The organism is Caballeronia hypogeia (assembly GCF_001544875.2).
Classification (GTDB): Bacteria; Pseudomonadota; Gammaproteobacteria; order Burkholderiales; family Burkholderiaceae; genus Caballeronia; species Caballeronia hypogeia.
Map to the genome: position 1 here is coordinate 1 of NZ_FCOA02000017.1, position 19,940 is coordinate 19,940.

15 protein-coding genes and 1 pseudogene are annotated in these 19,940 nt (G+C 63.9%); 3 read left to right on the plus strand and 13 right to left on the minus strand.

Translation table 11 applies throughout. The annotated features are described in order from the left end of the window. Positions 1-155: 155 nt before the first annotated feature. The gene (gene phaC, locus AWB79_RS22775) at positions 156-1,844 is read right to left on the minus strand and encodes a class I poly(R)-hydroxyalkanoic acid synthase (RefSeq protein WP_232470977.1); all 1,689 of its coding nucleotides are present in this window, start codon (positions 1,842-1,844) and stop codon (positions 156-158) included. Here phaC and AWB79_RS40555 point away from each other — a divergent pair. Continuing rightward, on the plus strand, positions 1,813-2,019 hold the full coding sequence (locus tag AWB79_RS40555; RefSeq protein ID WP_232470978.1) for a hypothetical protein: 207 nt from the start codon (positions 1,813-1,815) through the stop codon (positions 2,017-2,019). The two genes, phaC and AWB79_RS40555, sit on opposite strands and share 32 nt — an antisense overlap. A 481-nt stretch (positions 2,020-2,500) precedes the next feature. Here AWB79_RS40555 and pgeF read toward each other — a convergent pair whose 3' ends face one another. Together pgeF and AWB79_RS22785 are read right to left on the minus strand one after the other, a co-directional pair. After that, positions 2,501-3,337, minus strand: coding sequence for a peptidoglycan editing factor PgeF (gene pgeF / locus AWB79_RS22780; RefSeq protein ID WP_061169711.1), 837 nt, complete (start codon positions 3,335-3,337; stop codon positions 2,501-2,503). Continuing rightward, positions 3,334-4,500, minus strand: a complete 1,167-nt coding sequence (locus AWB79_RS22785) for an RluA family pseudouridine synthase (protein WP_061169830.1) — start codon at positions 4,498-4,500, stop codon at positions 3,334-3,336. Before AWB79_RS22785 ends, pgeF begins: the two co-directional genes overlap by 4 nt. Positions 4,501-4,697: 197 nt before the next feature. Between AWB79_RS22785 and AWB79_RS22790 the strand changes: the two genes are divergently transcribed. After that, positions 4,698-5,531 (plus strand): outer membrane protein assembly factor BamD, encoded by an 834-nt coding sequence (locus AWB79_RS22790; protein ID WP_061169712.1) that lies wholly within the window; start codon positions 4,698-4,700, stop codon positions 5,529-5,531. 76 nt (positions 5,532-5,607) lie between these two features. Here the strand turns inward: AWB79_RS22790 and yoaA are convergent, their stop codons facing one another. The 3 genes from yoaA to AWB79_RS22805 form a co-directional block, all read right to left on the minus strand. Then, the gene (gene yoaA / locus AWB79_RS22795) at positions 5,608-7,836 is read right to left on the minus strand and encodes a DNA repair helicase YoaA (RefSeq protein ID WP_061169713.1); all 2,229 of its coding nucleotides are present in this window, start codon (positions 7,834-7,836) and stop codon (positions 5,608-5,610) included. Between the two features lie 86 nt (positions 7,837-7,922). Next, positions 7,923-8,108, minus strand: a complete 186-nt coding sequence (locus AWB79_RS22800; protein ID WP_061169714.1) for a DUF465 domain-containing protein — start codon at positions 8,106-8,108, stop codon at positions 7,923-7,925. A 111-nt stretch (positions 8,109-8,219) separates the two neighbouring features. Then, positions 8,220-9,056, minus strand: a complete 837-nt coding sequence (locus AWB79_RS22805; protein ID WP_074169418.1) for a flotillin family protein — start codon at positions 9,054-9,056, stop codon at positions 8,220-8,222. Positions 9,057-9,284: 228 nt separating this feature from the next. Here AWB79_RS22805 and AWB79_RS22810 point away from each other — a divergent pair, with 228 nt between their 5' ends. Then, positions 9,285-11,615 carry a Tex family protein gene (locus tag AWB79_RS22810; RefSeq protein ID WP_061169831.1) on the plus strand — a complete coding sequence of 777 codons (2,331 nt, stop codon included), beginning with the start codon at positions 9,285-9,287 and terminating at the stop codon, positions 11,613-11,615. A 112-nt stretch (positions 11,616-11,727) separates the two neighbouring features. Here the strand turns inward: AWB79_RS22810 and AWB79_RS40560 are convergent, their stop codons facing one another. The 7 genes and pseudogenes from AWB79_RS40560 to AWB79_RS22845 all read right to left on the minus strand — a co-directional run bounded on the left by AWB79_RS40560 (position 11,728) and on the right by AWB79_RS22845 (position 19,926). After that, a complete protein-coding gene (locus AWB79_RS40560) occupies positions 11,728-12,738 on the minus strand; it encodes an SGNH hydrolase domain-containing protein (protein WP_332459672.1) in 1,011 nt (336 codons plus the stop codon). Positions 12,739-12,786: 48 nt separating this feature from the next. Then, positions 12,787-13,785: pseudogene (locus tag AWB79_RS40565) on the minus strand (acyltransferase family protein); the annotation flags it as partial. Between the two features lie 311 nt (positions 13,786-14,096). After that, complete coding sequence (locus tag AWB79_RS22825; protein ID WP_061169718.1) at positions 14,097-15,989, minus strand: potassium transporter Kup; 1,893 nt, start codon at positions 15,987-15,989, stop codon at positions 14,097-14,099. 264 nt (positions 15,990-16,253) lie between these two features. Further along, positions 16,254-16,814 (minus strand): phosphoribosyltransferase, encoded by a 561-nt coding sequence (locus AWB79_RS22830; RefSeq protein ID WP_061169719.1) that lies wholly within the window; start codon positions 16,812-16,814, stop codon positions 16,254-16,256. A 100-nt stretch (positions 16,815-16,914) separates the two neighbouring features. Continuing rightward, the gene (locus tag AWB79_RS22835) at positions 16,915-18,261 is read right to left on the minus strand and encodes an adenylosuccinate synthase (protein ID WP_061169720.1); all 1,347 of its coding nucleotides are present in this window, start codon (positions 18,259-18,261) and stop codon (positions 16,915-16,917) included. A 155-nt stretch (positions 18,262-18,416) separates the two neighbouring features. Then, the gene (locus tag AWB79_RS22840; protein ID WP_061169721.1) at positions 18,417-19,568 is read right to left on the minus strand and encodes an ATP phosphoribosyltransferase regulatory subunit; all 1,152 of its coding nucleotides are present in this window, start codon (positions 19,566-19,568) and stop codon (positions 18,417-18,419) included. A 136-nt stretch (positions 19,569-19,704) separates the two neighbouring features. Then, on the minus strand, positions 19,705-19,926 hold the full coding sequence (locus AWB79_RS22845) for a DUF2065 domain-containing protein (RefSeq protein ID WP_061169722.1): 222 nt from the start codon (positions 19,924-19,926) through the stop codon (positions 19,705-19,707). Between the last annotated feature and the right edge of the window lie 14 nt (positions 19,927-19,940).

Below are 19,940 nucleotides of genomic sequence, written 5' to 3' on the forward strand. Positions count from 1 at the left end.
CGCGATCTTCGCGAGCGAACCGCCAAACTTGCCTACCGCCGTACGCGCGGCCGATACGATCACTACGTCAGTCATTTCAGTTTCCTTTTTGGTATCGAATGTTGATGCGGTTCCCGACGACGCCATGCGCTCTCGCGCAGTTTCACGCGCGCCGATCAGAAATCGCGTTCCAATACGTAACGGCCAGGCGCGGCCTCGATCGCCGGATACGCCTTCGAGCCCTGCGCCGCACTCGGCTTGACCTGCTCGCCCGCGCTCTCCGCGAGCCACTTCGACCAGGTCGGCCACCAGCTTCCGGGATGCTCCGCCGCTGCTTCGAACCATGCGTCGGCGTCGTCGGGCAGACGCTTGGCGTCGCTGTCGATCATCCAGAAGCTGCGCTTGTTCTTCGACGGCGGATTGATCACGCCCGCAATATGGCCCGATGCGCCGAGCACGAACTTCTGCGGCCCGGACAGCACCGGCGCGGACGCATACGCCGACTTCCACGGCACGATGTGATCTTCGCGCGAACCGTAGATGAAAGTCGGCACCGTGAGGCGCGACAGGTCGATCTTCTCGCCGCACACGGTCAGCGCGTTCGGGCTCTTCAGCTTGTTCTCGAGATACGTGTTGCGCAGATACCAGACGCACATCGGACCCGGCAGGTTGGTCGAATCGCTGTTCCAGAACAGCAGATCGAAGGCCTGCGGCGTACGGCCCTTCAGATAATTGTCGACGACGTAGTTCCACACCAGATCGTTCGGGCGCAGATACGAGAACGTGTTGGCAAACTCGATGCCGCGCATGAGGCCCGCAGGCGCGCCGCTCTTGCCGCCGATCGACTGCTCGCGCATCTGCACGTGCGCCTCGTCGACGAAGATGTCGAGCAGGCCGGTGTCGGAGAAATCGAGCATCGAGGTGAGCAGCGTCATCGACGCGGCCGGCTCCTCGCCGCGCGCCCCCGCCACCGCGAGCGCGGTCGCGAGAATCGTCCCGCCGATGCAGAACCCGAGCGTGTTGATCTGCTCTTCGCCCGTGATTTCCTGCACGACGCCGATCGTCTCCAGCACGCCCTGCTCGACGTAGTCGTCCCACGTCTTGTGCGCGATCGACTGATCCGCGTTGCGCCACGACAGGATGAACACCTGATGGCCTTCTTCGAGCGCATAGCGCACGAGGGAGCTTTCCGGCGAGAGGTCGAGAATGTAGAACTTGTTGATGCACGGCGGCACGATCAGGAGCGGGCGCGCGTAGACCTTCGGCGTGCGCGGCTTGTACTGGATCAGCTGCACGAGATCGTTCTCGTAGACGACCGAGCCTTCCGTCGACGCGATGTTCTTTCCGACCGCGAAGCGCGATTCGTCCGACTGCGAAATCTTGCCGCGCTGCATGTCGCCGAGCAGGTTCAGCATGCCCTGGCGCAGGCTCTCGCCCTTGCTTTCGATGAGCGTCTTCTGCGCATCCGGATTGAGCGCGAGAAAGTTGCTCGGCGCGGCGGCCGCGGCCCATTGCTGCACCGTGAAGCGGATGCGCTCGCGCGTCTTCGGATCGCTCTGGATGGCGTCCGCGAGTTCCTGCAGATAGCGCGCATTCAGCAGATACCACGCGGCGGTGAACGCGTACGCGGGCGTGGACTGCCAGGCGGTGTCGATGAAGCGCCGATCCTTGAGCGACGACGGATCGATGCTCTGCGCGCCGGCCTGCTTGAGCAGCTCGGCCGCATCGCGCGAGTAGTCGCTCTGCAATTGCTGGAGGCGCTCGGGCGGAATCGCGGCCGTCGGAATCTTCGGCAGCGTGGGCAGGCCCTGCATTGCCGCGCCGAAACCCGGCATGCTGCTCGCGAGCTTCGCGAATTCCGCCATGCCGTTCATCGTGGTGAAGTCCGGCATCTGCGGAATCGCGCCCAGCGTCGGAAATGCATTCGGGAATGCCGACGGAAATCCGTTCGGAAACGCGTTGGCGAATGCGCCAAACGCCGCGAACGGTGACGCGGCGGCGGTGCTGCCGGCCGCATCCTTCGCGGCATTCGCCGCTTGAGTAAAGTTAGACCATTGCGCTGGATCCGCGACGGAACGCCACGCGTTCAACCATTGATCGAACGCCTGCTGTACGCCAGTCGTATCGGCGGATGACGCCTGAGCCGAAGTGCTGTCGGCCGTACGGGAGCGGGAAGATGAGGAAGTAGATTTGGAAGCCATACCCGCTATTGACCTGTGAGTCTCGCAAGACTTGATTGCTAACGCAGGCATCGCCGGGCTTTCCTCGACCAGCGCGCAAGTGTTGGTGCGCCTTATGCGCGCGGCAAGAATAACCCTCGCTACGCCGTGCCCGATTGAATGAATTCCGGGAACATTCTTGCTCTAGGACGTCAGGCATGTCAATGCTTCGTCCCGATTTTGCCGCAGTGCGATATTTTTTTAATTATCGTTTTCCCCCATGCAACATAGGGTCATTCGCATGGGCTTTCGTCATAGGCAAGAAATGATAGTTGGATACGCTCCAACACTGCTGCTGAACGTCATGGATTTAGCCAGATCATTGCGGCCATGCGGCCAGTCACGCGATCGCGCCGATAAGAATAAAAGCGCGTCTTTTCCGTGACCGTGCAATGCGTGCCGCCATGAATTCGCGTGTTGTCCAAGCCAAGATCCGCGAGTCGAAGACGCGCGAGGGCGTAGATGTCCGCGAAGTACTTGGCTGGCGCACCGCCCGCGGCCTTGAATGCGGCTCGCGTCGCATCGCGTCGTGCGGGCTGTGCGACGGCGACGAAAGCATCGAGCACGTCCTCTCCGACTTCGAACGCGGCCGGACCGATCGCGGGTCCGAGAAACGCATTGAGATTCGAGGTGCTCACGCCCGCGAGCCGCGCGACCCGCTCACCCGTCGTTTCGATAACGCCGCCCGCGAGACCGCGCCAGCCCGCGTGCGCTGCGCCGACCGCGCGGCCGTCGTCGTCGCAGAAGAGCACGGGCAGGCAGTCGGCCGTCATCGCGACGCACACGACGCCCGCGCGATCCGTCACGCTCGCGTCGGCGCGCGTGCGCTCGCCCAGCACGAGCCGGTCGATGACCGCGCGCGCGTCTTCGACCTGCGTGCCGTGAATCTGCTCGAGCCAGGCCGCATGATGCGACGGCGTCAACCCGAGCGCGCGACGGCGATTCTCGGCGACGGCCTCCGGCGAATCGCCCGTCGAAAAACCGAGATTCAGCCCGCCCGCGCCGGGCGCGCCGCCGTCGAACGGCGCTTCGCTCACGCCGCCGGCGCGCGTCGTGACGAAAGCCCGCACGCGTGGCGATACTTTCCAATGCGGCCAGAGACAATTACTAGCTTGCAGTACGGCGGTCGGGTTCGTCATGCTTCGTCATCCTCGCCATCTTCGTCCCAGTCCTCGTCTTCGCCCATTTCGTAGACATCGGCGAAGTCTTCGTCCTCGTCGAATTCGAGTTCCTCATCCTGACCCAGGCCGAGCTCGGCCGCCAGCGTCGCGATATCCTCGGGCACGTCGGCGCGCCAGTGGACATCCTTGCCCGTGGCGGGATGAATCAGTCCGAGGCGCCACGCGTGCAGCGCCTGGCGTGCGAAGCCATTGGGCAGCGGCGTCACCGAGCGCTTGCCGCGCGCGCGTCCGTACACGGGGTCGCCCAAAAGCGGATGCCCCGCGTCCGCGAAATGCACGCGAATCTGATGCGTGCGGCCGGTTTCGAGATCGCAATGGATCGCGCTGACGGGCTGGCCGTGCCAGGTCGTGCGATGAATGGTCCGGAAGTGCGTGCGCGCCGGTTTTCCGGAGGCGCTGCGCACGACCGCCATGCGGGTGCGCTCGCGCGGATCGCGGCCGATCGGCGCGTCAATCGTGCCGTCGTCCGGCATGTAGCCCCACACGAACGCGACGTAACGGCGCTTCACCGTGCGCGCCTGCAACTGGCGCACGAGGTCGGTCTGCGCCTCCAGCGTGCGCGCGACGACCATCAGCCCGGACGTTTCCTTGTCCAGCCTGTGCACGATGCCGGCGCGCGGCAGGCCCGCGGCCGAATCGCCATAACGATGCAGCAGGCCGTTGAGCAGCGTGCCGCTCCAGTTGCCTGCCGCCGGATGGACCACCATGCCCGCCGGCTTGTTGATGACGACGAGCGTCTCGTCCTCATAGACGATGTGCAGCGGCACCGGCTCCGGCGTGAACGCTAGCTGCTCGGGCAGCAGGTCGGGCACGAGCGTGATCGTTGCGCCGAGCGGCACCGGCTGGCGGACTTTCGCGCCCGCGCCGTCGACGAGCACGCGGCCCTCCTCGATCCAGCCCTGCAAGCGGCTGCGCGAGAATTCGGGGAACACCTTCGCGAGCACCTTGTCGAGGCGGTCGCCCGCGAGATCGTCGGGCACGCGCGCCTCGCGCGGCGCTTCGCGCTCGGCCTGAGGGCCCGCGCCGGCGGTCGATTCGGCGGAAGCTGAGTCGTCGCCGATGGCGCATGGGCTATAATCTTTGAGTTGGTCTTTGGTACTACGAGTACTTGAGCGGGTCATTTGAACGAGATTCGGCGGGTTATCCATCTGCTGCACAAGATGAGCAGGATGACGAGCAGGCTCACGGGCGACACTACGACGATGCGCGATTCACCGCACTCAACCGTCACGCTCCGCGAAACTGAGCGGCAGAAACCGGAAGCCGCGCCGGAAACAAAGCTAGAACAGCGAGAATCAGCCAGGAACAGCAAGCACTGATGCGAGCCTTCAACACCATTCATCAATCGATGCGTCAAACGATCAAGTACGTGGCGCTGGCCGCGAGCGTCGCCATTGTCGCAGCCTGTCACGGCCTGCCCGAGAAGACCGACGAAACGGCAACGTGGAATAACAACAAATTATATACGGAGGCTCAGGACGCGCTATCCGGCAGCGACTGGGGCAAGTGCGCCAAGTACTTCGAGGCGCTCGAAGGCCGCGATCCGTTCGGCCATTTCGCGCAGCAGGCGCAGATCAACGTCGCGTACTGTAACTGGAAGGACAGCGAGACCGCCAACGCCGACCAGGCCATCGACCGTTTCATCAAGCTGCACCCGGATCATCCCGAGATCGCTTATGCGTACTATCTCAAGGGCATGATTCACTTCAACGACGACCTCGGCCTCTTCGGCCGTTTCTCCGGTCAGGACATGAGCGAGCGCGATCCGAAGTCGCTGCGCGAGTCCTATGACGCGTTCAAGGTCGTCGTCGACAAATATCCGCAGAGCAAGTACGCGCCCGACGCAGCACAACGCATGCGCTACATCGTGAACGCGCTCGCTTCGCACGAAGTCCACGCGGCCGACTACTACTATCGGCGTGGCGCGTACGTGGCGGCGATCAACCGCGCGCAGCTCGCCATCCGCGAGTACAAGAACGCGCCCGCCACCGAAGACGCGCTGCATATCATGATGCTGTCGTACGAGAAGCTCGATCAGCCGCAACTCGCCGACGACACCAAGCGCGTGCTCGCCGCGACGTTCCCGGACAGCCCGTATGTCACCGGCAAGCGCCGCGCGAGCGCGGAAAAGCCGTGGTATCAGATCTGGTAAGACGAGCAGTAAAGCAAAACGGCCGGTTGATAACCGGCCGTTTTTTTGTACCCGCGGAAACGCAGGAATCCGGGCGTCATTCGGCCAGTTCAGCCTTCCACTTCGCGGCATCGCTGAAGAACTCGCGCACCACGTCGAGTTCGCGCGTGCGCTTGAACGGCGGCAGGCTTTGCCATATGCGGCGGCCGTACGGTTTGTCGACGAGGCGCGTGTCGCAGATCATCAGCACGCCGCGATCCGTCTCCGCGCGAATCAGCCGCCCCGCGCCCTGCTTGAGCGTAATAACCGCCTGTGGCAACTGATGCACCGCGAACGGGCTCAGACCTTTTTTCGTGAGCGCGTCGAGGCGCGCGGCGAGCACCGGATCGTCGGGCGGCGCGAACGGCAGCTTGTCGATGACGACGAGCGAGAGCGCATCGCCACGCACATCGACGCCTTCCCAGAAGCTCTGGCTGCCCACCAGGATCGCGTTGCCGTACGCGCGAAAACGATCGAGCAGTTCGGTGCGGCTCGCATCGCCCTGCACCAGTAGCGGATTTTCCCAGCCGCGCCGCTCGATGATGTCGCGCATGCGATTGGCGATGCGCTCGACCGCGCGCAAGGTCGTGCACAGCACGAACACGCCGCCGCCCGCCGCTTCGATCACCGGCAGCGCCGCTTCGAACACGGCATCGGTGAATTGCGGCGAGGACGGCTGCGGCAGATTGCGCGGCACGTACAAAAGCCCTTGCGTCGGATAGTCGAACGGGCTCGGCAGCGTCATCGATCGGCGCGCGTTCAGGCCCATTTGCGCCGCGTAATGCGTGAAGTCGCCGCGCACCGAGAGCGTCGCCGACGTGAAGATCCACGCGCGCGGCACGCCGGCGCGCTGCTTGGCGAAGATCGGCGCGACGGAAAGCGGCGTCTCGTGCAACTGGACCGTGTGCGAGAACACTTCGATCCAGCGCACCATCTCGTTCGGCTCTTCCTTCGCGGCTTCGGCCGCGGTGTGCTCGTCACTGACGACGGCGCGCTCCAGCGGCGTAGGCGGCGTGGTCCAGCCGGACAGCAAATCCTGAAGCTCGCGCGCGCGGCGCACCAGCGCCTGCAGCGATTCCGCGCGCTCGGCATGTTTGGAGAGCGCGTCGGCGAGTGCGTCGAGATGGGTTTCGAGCGTGTCGAGCGCCTCGAAGAGCGGATGACCGTCCGGCAGCTGGCCGAGCGACAGACGCACCGAATCTTCCTTGAACGCGAGCCGCAGATCGCGCGCCGCGCGCTCCAGCGCCGCGCCCAGCTTGGTCCAGTCGGCGGCGTCGCGCGCGTGGGAGAGACCTTCGGCGACCGTATCGCGCGCGAGTTCGAGGAACTGCGTGGTCGAAAGCGTCTCGCCGAAGAAGAGCGTGGCCGTCTCGGGCAACTGATGCGCTTCGTCGAAGATGATGGTGTTCGCCATCGGCAGGAGTTCGGCCATGCCGGTGTCGCGCAGCATCACATCCGCGAAGAACAGATGATGATTCACCACGACGATGTCCGCCTGCTGCGCCTCCTTGCGCGCCTGCATGACGAAACATTCCTTGTAGTGCGGGCAGTCCTGGCCCAGACAGTTGTCGCGCGTGGACGTGACCATCGGCCAGACGGGCGAATTCTCCGGCACGCTCGCGAGCTCGGCCTTGTCGCCGGTGCGCGTGATCTTCGCGAAACGGATGATCTCCTGCAGATGCGACGTGTCCTGACGCGTCGGCAGACGGCCGTTGTCGGCGGTGCGCTCGAGGTAGTAATGGCACAGATAGTTGGCCCGCCCCTTCAGCATCGCGACCGATACCGGCACCGCGAGCGCGTCGCGCACGGTCGGGATGTCGCGTTGAAAGAGCTGGTCCTGCAGATGCTTCGTGCCTGTCGAAACGATGACCTTCCCGCCCCACAGCATGGCCGGGACGAGATAGGCGTAGGTCTTGCCGGTGCCCGTGCCGGCCTCGACGATGAGCGTGTTCTCGCCGCCGTCGATGGCCGCCTTCGCCGTCGCGATGCCGATGTCTTCTGCCGGCTGTTCTTCGGGCGCGTACGGCTTGTCGGAGGGCCCGAGCTTGCGCGCGGGGCGGCGCTGCGCCTCGAACATGGCGGGCTCGGGCATCGCGCGACCGGATGCTTCCATCGCGGCCGCGACCGAGCGCGCCATTTCGATCTGCGAGGCGCGCGACCGATAACCGTCGATCGCGCGCGCGAGCAGTCCTTGCGCGGCAAAAATGGCTTCGAGTTCGGCGCTGCGCTTGTCGGTCAGCGCAAGCGCCGCTCGGGCGTCGCCGCCGGGTTGTGCGGGTGAGTTCAAGGCGTGCTAAATCCTGCGGGTTTCGGCGCGAACACGGGAGCTGTGCGCCGTCGCCAGCCTGAAGCCGCGCCCGGCGCGCGCGGCTCTCAATGCGCGTCCGTGTCCAGCTGCAACTGCAGCAGGAGAATGGTGTCCTTCACCTTGAGCTTGCGCTTCTTGAGGCGCCTCAGCTCCAGGTCGTCGCTGCCGGACATCTTGCCGATGAGCGTGTCCAGCCCGTGATGCTCTTCCTGCAACTGCGCGATGCGATCGCGAAGCACAGCGGCATCCATGGCGGGTTGTCGGGGTGCGTGCGGGGATTCACTCAAGCGCTGCTGCATGCTCGCCTCCTTTCATCCTCTTCGCCCGGACTCGCCCGCGCTCAGGCGGCAAGCCCGACGGCCCTATTTACCTTGCTGCTGTTGTTGCTGTTGCTGCTGGATCTTCAGTTGTTCCTGGCGCTCCTGCTCCTGCTGCTGCGCCTTTTCCTGCGCCTTTCTCGCGGCTTCTTTCTGACGCGCCTCGACTTCCACCCGATGCTGCTCGGCTTCCTGCTGCTTCTGCTCGTAGCGCTGGGCTTTTTGGTCGCGTTCCTGCGCGTCCTGCACGCCACGGGCGCGGGCTTCGTCGAGCTTCTTCTGGTAGTCCGCCTGCTTCTGGTCGTAGGCCTTCTGGTTGGCCGCGCGCTGCGGCGCCTCGGCGTTGCGCTGGGCCGCGGCGAGCGCGTTCTGACGCTGCTTTTCCTCGAAGGACTGCTGGCTCGCCTTCTCGTTCGCCGCGCGCTGCGGCGCTTCCGCGTCGTACTGCGCCTGCTTGATCGCCGCCTGCTGGTCGCGTTGCTGGGCGCGTTCGGCGCGCTGCTCGTCGTCGAGGGCGAGTTGTTCCTGGCGGATCTGCTGACGGGTCTCGCGCATTTCGTTACGCGCGTTGTCGAGGCAGTGATTCACGAAGAACTTGCCGTAGCAGTCGTGCTGCTTGACGCCGTAGCGGTAATTGTTTTCCTCTGTGCGCCGGTCGAGCACCTTTTGACGTTGCGCGAAACCGGCTTTCAGCGCGTCGTCGGCGTTCGCCGGAGCGGATGCGGCGTCCAGCGGACGCGCGGTCACGGACGTGCCGGGATCGATCGGTTTGGCGGACTGGGCCAGCGCGCGTTCCGGCGCGCCCGCGCCGATTGCGCACAGCACGCACAGCAGCGAAACAGCCGCTGCGGCCGGCACGTTGGAAAGGCGAAAGTTGGGCAAATGGATGAACGGCAACGTGATAAAGAATCAGGTGCGAAGCGGCTTGAGCGATGCCCAAATTCTATCACCGCAGGCCGGAGCGCTCCGCCATTTATGGCAAAATGCCCCGCTCAGGCAACCCGGCCCGAACCCGGCTCGCCACGCGGCCACGCGGCGCGCGGCGCCTCGCTCCCGCGAGCGGGCGCACGCGGCGCGCAGCTCGCCGGCGAGCGCAGACAGCGCAGAAACATGACGGAAACCGTAGCACTCAAGATCGTACAGCGCATTGCCACCGAACTCACCGTGCAGCCGCGCCAGGTCGCCGCCGCCGTGCAGCTTCTCGACGAAGGCTCGACTGTCCCGTTCATCGCCCGGTATCGCAAGGAAGTGACCGGCAATCTCGACGATACGCAACTGCGCACGCTCGAAGAACGCCTGCTCTATCTGCGCGAACTCGAGGACCGTCGCGCCGCGATCCTGTCGAGCATCGACGAGCAAGGCAAGCTCACCGACGAGCTGCGCGGCGCCATCGAAGGCGCGGACAGCAAGCAGGTGCTCGAAGACCTTTATCTGCCGTACAAGCCCAAGCGCCGCACGCGCGCGCAGATCGCCCGCGAAGCCGGGCTGGAGCCGCTCGCGCAGGCACTGCTCGCCGACCCGACACTCGATCCGCAAACCGAAGCCGCGAAATTCGTCGATGCCGAAAAAGGCGTCGCCGACACCAAAGCAGCGCTCGACGGCGCGCGCGACATTCTCTCCGAGCAGTTCGGCGAAACCGCGGAAATCCTCGGCAAGCTGCGCGAGCATCTGTTCAACCAGGGGCTCGTCATGTCGAGCGTGGTCGACGGCAAGCAAGGTGAGGAAGGCGAGAAATTCCGCGATTACTACGACTACAGCGAAACCATCCGCACGGTGCCGTCGCACCGCGCGCTGGCGCTATTCCGTGGCCGCAATGCCGGCGTGCTGAGCGTGAAGCTCGGACTCGGCGAAGAACTCGACGCGCAGATTCCCCATCCGTGCGAAGCCATGATCGCGGGCCATTTCCGCATCGCCAATCGTGGCCGCGCCGCCGACAAATGGCTCTCCGACGTGTGCCGCTGGTGCTGGCGCGTGAAGGTGCAGCCGCATATCGAAACCGAATTGCTCACGCAATTGCGGGAAGAGGCCGAGCACGAAGCGATCCGCGTGTTCGCGCGTAACCTGAAAGACCTGCTGCTCGCCGCACCGGCGGGTCCGAAGGCCGTGATCGGTCTCGATCCGGGTCTGCGCACGGGCGTGAAGGTCGCGGTCGTCGATCGCACCGGCAAGCTGCTCGCAACGGACACCATTTTTCCGCACGAGCCGCGCCGCGACTGGGACGGGTCCATCGCGAAGCTCGCACGTATCGCGCGCGAGACGCAGGCCGAGCTCGTTTCCATCGGCAACGGCACTGCGTCGCGCGAAACCGACAAGCTCGCGAGCGAGCTCATCGCGAAGCATCCGGATCTGAAGCTGCAGAAGATCGTCGTGTCGGAAGCCGGCGCTTCGGTGTATTCGGCGTCGGAACTGGCGGCGAAGGAGTTTCCGGACCTCGACGTGTCGCTGCGCGGCGCGGTGTCCATCGCGCGCCGTTTGCAGGACCCGCTCGCGGAGCTCGTCAAGATCGAGCCGAAAGCGATCGGCGTCGGACAGTATCAGCATGATGTGAATCAGCGTGAGCTGGCGCGTTCGCTCGATGCGGTCGTCGAGGATTGCGTGAACGCCGTCGGCGTCGATGCGAATACCGCTTCGGTCGCGCTGCTCGCGCGCGTCTCGGGACTGAATTCGACGCTCGCGCGCAATATCGTCGATTTCCGCGATGCCAACGGGCCGTTCCCGTCGCGCGAGCATCTGAAGAAGGTGCCGCGTCTCGGCGACAAGACCTTCGAGCAGGCTGCGGGCTTCCTGCGCATCAACAACGGCGAGAATCCGCTCGATCGCTCGTCAGTGCACCCGGAAGCGTATCCGGTCGTGCAGCGCATTCTCGCGAAAATCAGCAAGCATATCGGCGACGTGCTCGGCAAGCGTGAAGCGTTGACGGGTCTCTCGCCCACCGAATTCGTCGATGATCGCTTCGGCCTGCCGACCGTGCGCGACATTCTCACCGAGCTGGAAAAGCCGGGCCGCGACCCGCGCCCCGAGTTCAAGACGGCGACGTTCAAGGAAGGCATCGAGAAGATTTCCGACCTCGTGCCGGGCATGATTCTCGAAGGCGTCGTGACGAACGTGGCGGCCTTCGGCGCGTTCGTCGATATCGGCGTGCATCAGGACGGCCTCGTGCACGTCTCGGCGCTGTCGACGAAGTTCATCAAGGACCCGCACGAAGTCGTGAAGGCCGGTCAGGTCGTCAAGGTGAAGGTGCTGGAGACCGATGTGAAGCGCCAGCGCATCTCGCTCACCATGCGTCTGGCCGACGACCTCGCGCCGCCTTCATCTGGCAACGCGGCGGGGGCGCCGTCGCGCGGCGGGCAGGATCGCCGATCCGGTCAGCGTCCGCAGCAGCGTCGCGAGTCGGAACCGGCGGGTGCAATGGCTGCTGCGTTTGCCAAGCTGAAACGCTGAGCGCTGCCCTCGAAAACAGACGGACGCTTTCGTTTTTCAACGCCGCTCAGTAATTCGCACCGAGCGGCGTTTTTCATGGCCTCGCGACCAGTGTGACCCGACGGCGGATGTGTCAGTGGATCTGATCTGGTCGAATGTCGCCGCGCGCTTCATCGACCAGCTTGCGTCCCAGCAGCGCGGGCACCTCGCCGGGATGCCGTGCCATGTATCGGTCGTACAGCAGCGTGCTGCCCGCCACGCTCAGATGATGGTAGTCGTCGAAACGATAGATGGGCAGGCCGTCGAAGTCGAGACGGCAGATGGCGTCCGTGCACGGCACATCGAACGTGTGCATGATGCGGGCGCCGTGCGTGTTGGCCAGACGTTCGAGCATTGCTCCGATCGGCGCATGCTGCGTGCGCGCGATGCTCGCGTCGAATTCACAGTTTCGCCGCCGCACCGGAAAGAACAGGTCGTTGTTGAAGTCACAATTGACCAGCTCCATCGGGATCATGGGCACGTCGTCCACGAGGATCACACGCTTGCCCGCCGCTCGAAGTTGTGAAATGGTCGCGGTCAGTTCCGCCTCCAGCTCGCCCGGCTGAAATCCGTGACCATTCTGTCCCGCGCTTGCCAGGTTTTGATAGTTCTGCCACGCAGCCGCCAGAAACACCGTGCGAATGTCGGGGCGCGACATCACATGAGCCATGACTGCCCTGTCGTGCGCGACACACCTCAGATGATCTTCCTTGTAGCTCGGCTCGCCCGGAAGCGGCGGCATCTTCGCAATGGGCGGACACAAGGTGAAGCCGACATCGTGGATGGCCAGCTTCTCCGATCGGCCCAACTGATCGAAGAAGTAGATCAGGTGGTAGGCGTGCGAATCGCCCCAAAGAATCGCCTTATCGCCTGCTGACGCATCGCCGAGGACACACGAACGCTCATCCGCGACCTCGACCTTCGACCAGCATCGCTTTGCCCGCGGCATGTCGAACAGCGCGGTGCCCGACCATCTGACGTCGTTTTGAATCTTTGCCGGATAGGCGAACAGAAATCCGTCCGTCATCCGGGCACATCCCGCGATGGCTCCGGCGCACAGCAGCGGCACACCCATGAAGCACACGAGTGCTCTCACCGCCGGCATGGGGCGATGGCGAATCGGGCTCTCGATGAGGAGATAAGTCAGAACAGCGAAGCAAAACGAGATCAGGAGGGCAAGCGTCGCGCCGTGCCCGTCGAGCAAGTCCAGTTTTCGCGCCGCGACCAGCACCGGCCAGTGCCATAGATAGAACGGATACGATACTTTCCCGATCAAGACCATCACCGGGTTGTCGAGGAGATATCGTGAGAAGCGCGCGCGACGCCCGGCATGAATGACCAGCACGGCGGCGACGCACGGACCGAGCGCGCCCCAGCCAGGAAATTGCGACTGAGAGCTGAATCCGAGCGCGCAGGCGACGAGGACCGCGAGACCGATGGCGAACACGAGGTCGGCGCCACGGCTGGCACGCGCGGGGCGCCCGAACTCGCGAAGCGCGAGCAACGCGCCGAGCAGGAACTCGAACGCACGATACTGCGCGAAATAGTAAGCGCCTGCGCTGTCCCGGTTCGCCACCCACGAGGCAGCACAGAACGACACGATCGAAACGGCGATCAATACGTGCATCAGCCATTTCTTCGCCTTCGCGTGCAGGACGATGAGCAGTATCGGCAGAAGGAGATAGAACTGCTCCTCGACCGACAGCGACCATGTATGAAGAAGAGGCTGATCGGCCGCGGCCGCATCGAAGTACCCGGTCTGCTTCGAAAGAAATATGTTCGACGTGATGGTCGCAACCGCGAGGATGTTCTTCGCCAGTTGAAACGTGTCACGCGGTTAATAGAACAACACGCTGAAGCCCAGAACGGCAACCAGCATGAGACAGAGCGCGGGGGCCAACCGCTTCGCGCGTCTTGCGTAAAACGCCCGCAGTGAGAAAGTGCCGTTATTGAGATCGCCGGCAATGGAGGTCGTGACGACGTAGCCGGAAATGGTGAAGAAGATATCGACACCGATGAATCCGCCCGGGAACGCAGCGAATCCCGCGTGGCAGAAAGCTACCGCCAATACGGCAAAGGCACGAAGACCGTCGATGTCCGCGCGATATGGCTGGGACGCGTGTGAATTCTCTTGAACGAAAGGTAACGACATGGCAGCGCCGCCTCGGCATGCCGGGCGGTGAGGCAATTCAGGCTTGGTGACGCCGGAGGGCGGGATGGTCCGTCGAGCGCCGGTATGCGCGACGAATGAGAGTTGCCGCGCCACGAGGCCCGATTGGGCCGCGACGATACCTCACATCACCGCCCTTGCGTGTGGATTTAAGCATTTATTTACCGTGCCGCCGGCATCCCGGTTCGACGGCGTCGCGAACGCTGGCCGAAAAGTCGAACGCTCGATCCGTCAACAAAAAACCCCACGTTATGCAACGTGGGGTTTTCTTGGGCGCTTCTGCAAGGAACGCGTCAGATCTCGATCTTCGTCCCGAGTTCGACCACGCGATTCGCCGGAATACTGAAGAAGTCGGTCGGCTTCGCGGCGTTCTGATGCATCCAGGCGAACACGCGCTCGCGCCACACCGACATACCCGGCAGCTCAGTCGGCACAACTGTTTCGCGCGCCATGAAGAACGATGTGTCCATCAGCTCGAAAGTCATCGCGTGCGTGCGAGTGATCTGCTCGAGCACGGCTTTCACGTCCGGCGTCTCGTTGAAGCCGTACGCGGCCTTCACGAGGAACAGACCGCCGCCGATGTCCTTCACCTCCAGCCGGTGCGCGTCGTCCACATAAGGAATGTCGCGCGTCTGGAAATTCAGGAAGATGGTGCGCTCGTGCAGCACCTTGTTGTGCTTCAGGTTGTGCAGGAGACTCACGGGCACGAGCGAATCGCTGCCGGTGAGATAGATCGCCGTGCCCGACACGCGATGCGGCGGATGCGCAAGCAGGCCCTGCAGGAACGGCATCAGCGGAATACCGTCTGCCGCCGTGCGGTCCTTCACGATCATGCGGCCCTTGTACCACGTCATCAGCAGGAAGAAGAGCGCTCCACCGATGCACAACGGCAGCCAGCCGCCCTGCTCGATCTTCAGAAGGCTCGCGCCGAAGAAGCCGATGTCGATCGTCAGGAACACCGTGATCATTCCGCCGACGAGCCAGCGATTCCAGCCCCACAGATTCACCATCACCACCGACACGAGAATGGTGGTCGTGAGCATGGTCGCGGTGACGGCCAGGCCGTAAGCGGCCGCAAGATTCTCGGAGCTTTTGAAGCCGATCACGATGCACAGGATGATGAACAGCAGCATCCAGTTGACGAGCGGAATATAGATCTGGCCGATCGCGAGCTCGGACGTGTGCAGGATCTTCATGCGCGGCACGTAGCCGAGCTGAATGGCCTGGCTCGTCAACGAATACGCGCCCGAGATCACCGCCTGCGATGCAATCACGGTCGCGACCGTCGAGAGGATCACGAGCGGCAGCAGGGCCCAGTCGGGCGCCAGCAGGAAGAACGGGCTTTCGATGGCCTTCGGGTCGTGCATCAGCAACGCGCCCTGGCCGAAGTAATTGAGCAGCAGCGACGGCATCACGAGACCGTACCAGCCGTAGCGAATCGGCTTCGCGCCGAAGTGGCCCATGTCGGCGTACAGCGCCTCCGCGCCGGTCAGCACCAGCACGACGGAACCGAGCACGATATACGCTTGCAGCACGTGCTGCGCCATGAAGGAAATCGCGTAGTACGGATTGAGCGCGGCGATGATGCGCGGCTCGATCACGATATGCGCGGCGCCGAGCACCGCGAGCGTCACGAACCAAACGAGCATGATCGGGCCGAAGAGCTTGCCGACCACCGCGGTGCCGTGCCGCTGAATCCAGAACAGCGCGATCAGAATGACGATGGTGATCGGAATCACATAGCCCGAGAGCTTGGGCGCGGCGAGTTCCAGACCTTCGACTGCCGAGATCACGGACATGGCCGGCGTGATGACCGCATCGCCATAGAACATGCATGCGCCGAAGATGCCGAGCATCATCAGCACGCCCGAAACCTTGCCCGACTCCTTCACGCTGCGCAGCGCGAGCGTGGTCATCGCGAACACGCCGCCTTCGCCGTTGTTGTCGGCGCGCATGACGAACAGCACGTACTTGACGGCGACCACCATGACGATGGCCCAGAACAACAAGGAGATGACGCCCAGAATCGACGCCTCGGAAAGACCGATGCCGTGCGACGGACTGAAGGCTTCCTTCAACGAATAGAGAGGACTCGTGCCGATGTCGCCGAATACGACGCCGATGGCCGCGAGCGCAAGCGAGGGCAAGGGTTGTTTGTGCTCGTGCGCGTGAGTCGTGTTAGTCATAAAAGCGAAATATCCGTCCAGGGCGGAAAGAAACGAACGCCATTCTATCTAACGTCGCACGCGAAAACGCCTTCCCGCCTGTTGCCCGAACACCACGGAATACGCGAGTGAGAGTTTAGCATCGTGCCCCGCGTGCGTCGGCGGGCATGCGCGTCACTTTCGGTCGCGTCGTTGCGCCCGGCGAAAAAGCAAAAACGCCGTTGCGCCCGCGCATCGTGCGCGGGCGAACGGCGTTCGTCGTTCGAGACGGTCAATCCTCGAGGATCATCCACGCGACGCTTGCATGCCGCGCTTGATCCAGGCGCCGAGGTTATGCGGGCGCACCGTGTCCCACTCCTCAAACGGCTGATGAATCCACGGGTTCGTTTCAAGATACTGAACGTGGTAGTCGGGCTTGACCTTGGAGCATCCCTTGTACCAGAGCACCGCCGAGCGCACTGCGGTGATAGCCGGGTAACGTTCCTTCAGATGCTCCTGCACGCGTGCGAGCGTGACGCCCGAATCGACCAGATCGTCGACCAGCAGCACATTGCCGGAGAGGTCGCCGCGCGTCATCGTGATGTACTGCGCGATGTCGAGTTCGCCCTGCTCCGTGCCCGCGGCTTCGCGGTACGAGCTCGTCGCCAGAATCGCGAGCGGCAGATCGTAGATGCGCGAAAGCTGATCGCCGACGCGCAGGCCGCCGCGCGCGAGACACAGGATCTTGTCGAACTTCCAGCCCGACTCGTGCACGTTCAGCGCGAGGAGTTCGATCAGCCGGTGGTATTCGTCCCAGCCGACCCAGAGGTTCTTGTCGTCGTTGCGCGGGTCCGTCATCGCAATCATGTGAGGCTCTTTCAAATGCTTAGGTTATATACGAAATGTGGCCGCTCATGCGGCCACATTCTTTACTGCGTCCGGTTCGGGTCAGGCTCGGGAAACGAGCTCAGACCTTGAACGGATGACGAAGCAGGATGGTTTCGTCGCGGTCCGGTCCGGTCGACACCATGTCGATCGGCACGCCTGCGACTTCCTGCACGCGCGTGAGGTACTTGCGCGCGTTTTCCGGCAGACCGTCCCATTGCGTGATGCCGATGGTGCTTTCCTTCCAGCCACCGAAGGTTTCGTACACCGGCTCGCAACGCGCGACTTCCGACGCGCCACGCGGCAGGATGTCGACCAGCTTGCCGTCGAGCGTATAGCCCGTGCACAGCTTCACTTCGTCGAGGCCGTCGAGCACGTCGAGCTTGGTCATGCACAGGCCCGATATACCGTTGATCTGAATGGAACGGCGCAGCGCCGCGGCATCCAGCCAGCCGGTGCGGCGCGGACGGCCCGTGACCGAACCGAATTCCTTGCCGACGGTCGCGAGATCCAGACCGACCTTGTCCTGACGCTGCGGATTGTCGGCGTCGTACAGTTCGCTCGGGAACGGGCCCGAACCGACGCGCGTGCAATACGCCTTGGTGATGCCGAGAATGTAGTTCAGACGCTGAGGTCCGATGCCCGCGCCCGCCGTTGCCGCACCCGCCACGCAGTTGCTCGACGTGACGAACGGATACGTGCCGTGATCGATATCGAGCAGCGTGCCTTGCGCGCCTTCGAACAGCAGATTGCTGCCGGCGTGGTTCGCGTCGTAGAGACGGCGGGAGACGTCGGTCACCATCGGCGCGAGACGGTCGGCGTAGCCGAGCATCGTGTCGAGCGTCTCCTGGAAGTCGACGGCCTTCGCGCCGAGATACTGCGTCAGCACGAAGTTGTGGAAGTCGAGCGCTTCGCGCAGGCGTTCTTCGAACACGACGCGGTCGAAGAGATCCTGCACGCGCAGGCCGCGACGCGCCACCTTGTCTTCGTACGCCGGGCCGATGCCACGGCCGGTCGTGCCGATCTTGCCGGCGCCGCGCTTGGCTTCGCGCGCCTGGTCGATGGCGACGTGGTACGGGAGAACGAGTGTGGCGGCTTCGGAGATGAAGAGGCGCTTCTGAACGTCAATGCCCGCGGCTTCGAGTTCGTCGATCTCTTTGAAGAGCGCTTCCGGCGACAACACGACGCCATTGCCGATGTAACAGGCCGTGCCCGCGCGCATGATGCCCGACGGGATGAGGCGGAGAATGGTTTTCTTGCCGCCGATGATGAGCGTGTGGCCGGCGTTATGACCGCCCTGGAAGCGCACGACGCCCTGGGCGTGGTCCGTCAGCCAGTCGACGATCTTGCCCTTGCCCTCATCACCCCACTGGGTGCCCACCACAACGACATTGCGTCCCGGGTTCACATTCACTGCACTGGCAGACATGTTGATTCGTTAGCTGGTTAAAAACGTATTTTACCTATGTTCGCGAAAGCTTCCGAGTTTTTCGGGACGCGTTTCGCGAATTTGACACGCGCGCGTGATTGGCATCGGCTAAGCGAAATGCCTTGCCGATCAACCAATTGTATTCATCGCCCGCTTCAGGAGCGCGCCTCGACCACCCAGTTGCCGTCACGCTCGACGAGCACGCGGTCGAACGCGAATTCGTCCAGATCGTGGTCGTGGCCGGGCAGCGCCTGAATCACCACCTCGCCCGCCGCGCGCAGGGCCAGCACGGCCGCACGCAACGGTTCGTCGTGCTTCCACGGCGCGAGAATCGCGCTGCCGCGTGCGTCCATCGGCGAGATGCGCGCCACTTCGCGCAGGTCCAGCGAAAAGCCCGTCGCGGGCCGCGCACGGCCGTACGCAAGGCCGACATCGTCATACCGGCCGCCCCGCGCGACCGCGTTCGGCACGCCGTCGATATACGCGGAGAACATCACGCCGCTGTGATAGTCGTAACCGCGCAGGTCCGCCAGATCGATCATCAGTTCCGCGCCTTCGACCTGGCCCGCGAGAAATGCGAGGTCGTCGAGCGCACGCGCGATCACCGGCAGATTCGGCAGACGGCCACGGGCGATCTGCAGCACCGACGCGTCGCCGTACAGCGTCGGCAGCGCCCGCAACGCCTCGCGCGGCACTTGCCCGAGATGCGCCGTCAGTTCGTGCAGACGCGGCACGTCCTTGCTCGCGAGCGCGTCATAAAGCGACTGGCCGAGCGACACCGCCGCCGGCTCCAGTTCCAGCAGCGCCTGCAGCACGCCCGCGTGACACAGGTCCAGACGCACTTTGCTCAGACCTGCGAGATGCAGCGAGTCGAGCATCAGTTGCTGGATCTCGAGATCGGCTTCGAGACCCGCGTGACCGTAGATTTCCGCGCCGACCTGAATCTGCTCGCGCGTCGCATGAAGGCCGCGCGGCCGCGTATGCAGCACGACGCCCGCATAGCACAGGCGCGTCACGCCCTGGCGGTTCAGCAAGTGCGCGTCGATGCGCGACACCTGCGGCGTGATGTCGGCGCGCAGGCCGAGCGTGCGGCCCGACAACTGATCGACGAGCTTGAAGGTGCGCAAATCCAGGTCGCCTCCGCCGCTAGTCAGCAGCGACTCGATGTATTCGAGCATCGGCGGCATGATGAGCTCATAGCCGTACGAGCGGAACCGGTCGAGCATGCTGCGGCGCAGCTCTTCGATCTTGCGGGCTTCCGACGGCAGGACGTCGGCGATATTCTCGGGCAGTAACCAGGTGGACATCGATAGCTTTCCTACGGGGCGCGAGGTTTGGCGTAACGGCACGCGGCGCTCGCGGACTTCAACGGTCAAGGACGAAAGGATAAGGACAAGATAGGCGATCCGGCCGCGCCCTGCCGGGCGAGACTCATTGTCGCGCTCATGTCGCGATGAGCAGCAGGATCAGGCCGAGCACCATAGCGATCAGCCCGCCGATGCGGATGTGGTGAATCGGCCGCTCCGCGATGCGGCGAAAAGTGTCGCGCCACGCGGTCGGAAAAACGAAGGGAAACATGCCTTCGATGATCAGCATCAACGCAATCGCGAGCAGTAACGTCTCGGCCATGTCCTGGAAAATGAAAAGCCGCGCGACCGGAAACATCCGGCGCGCGGCGC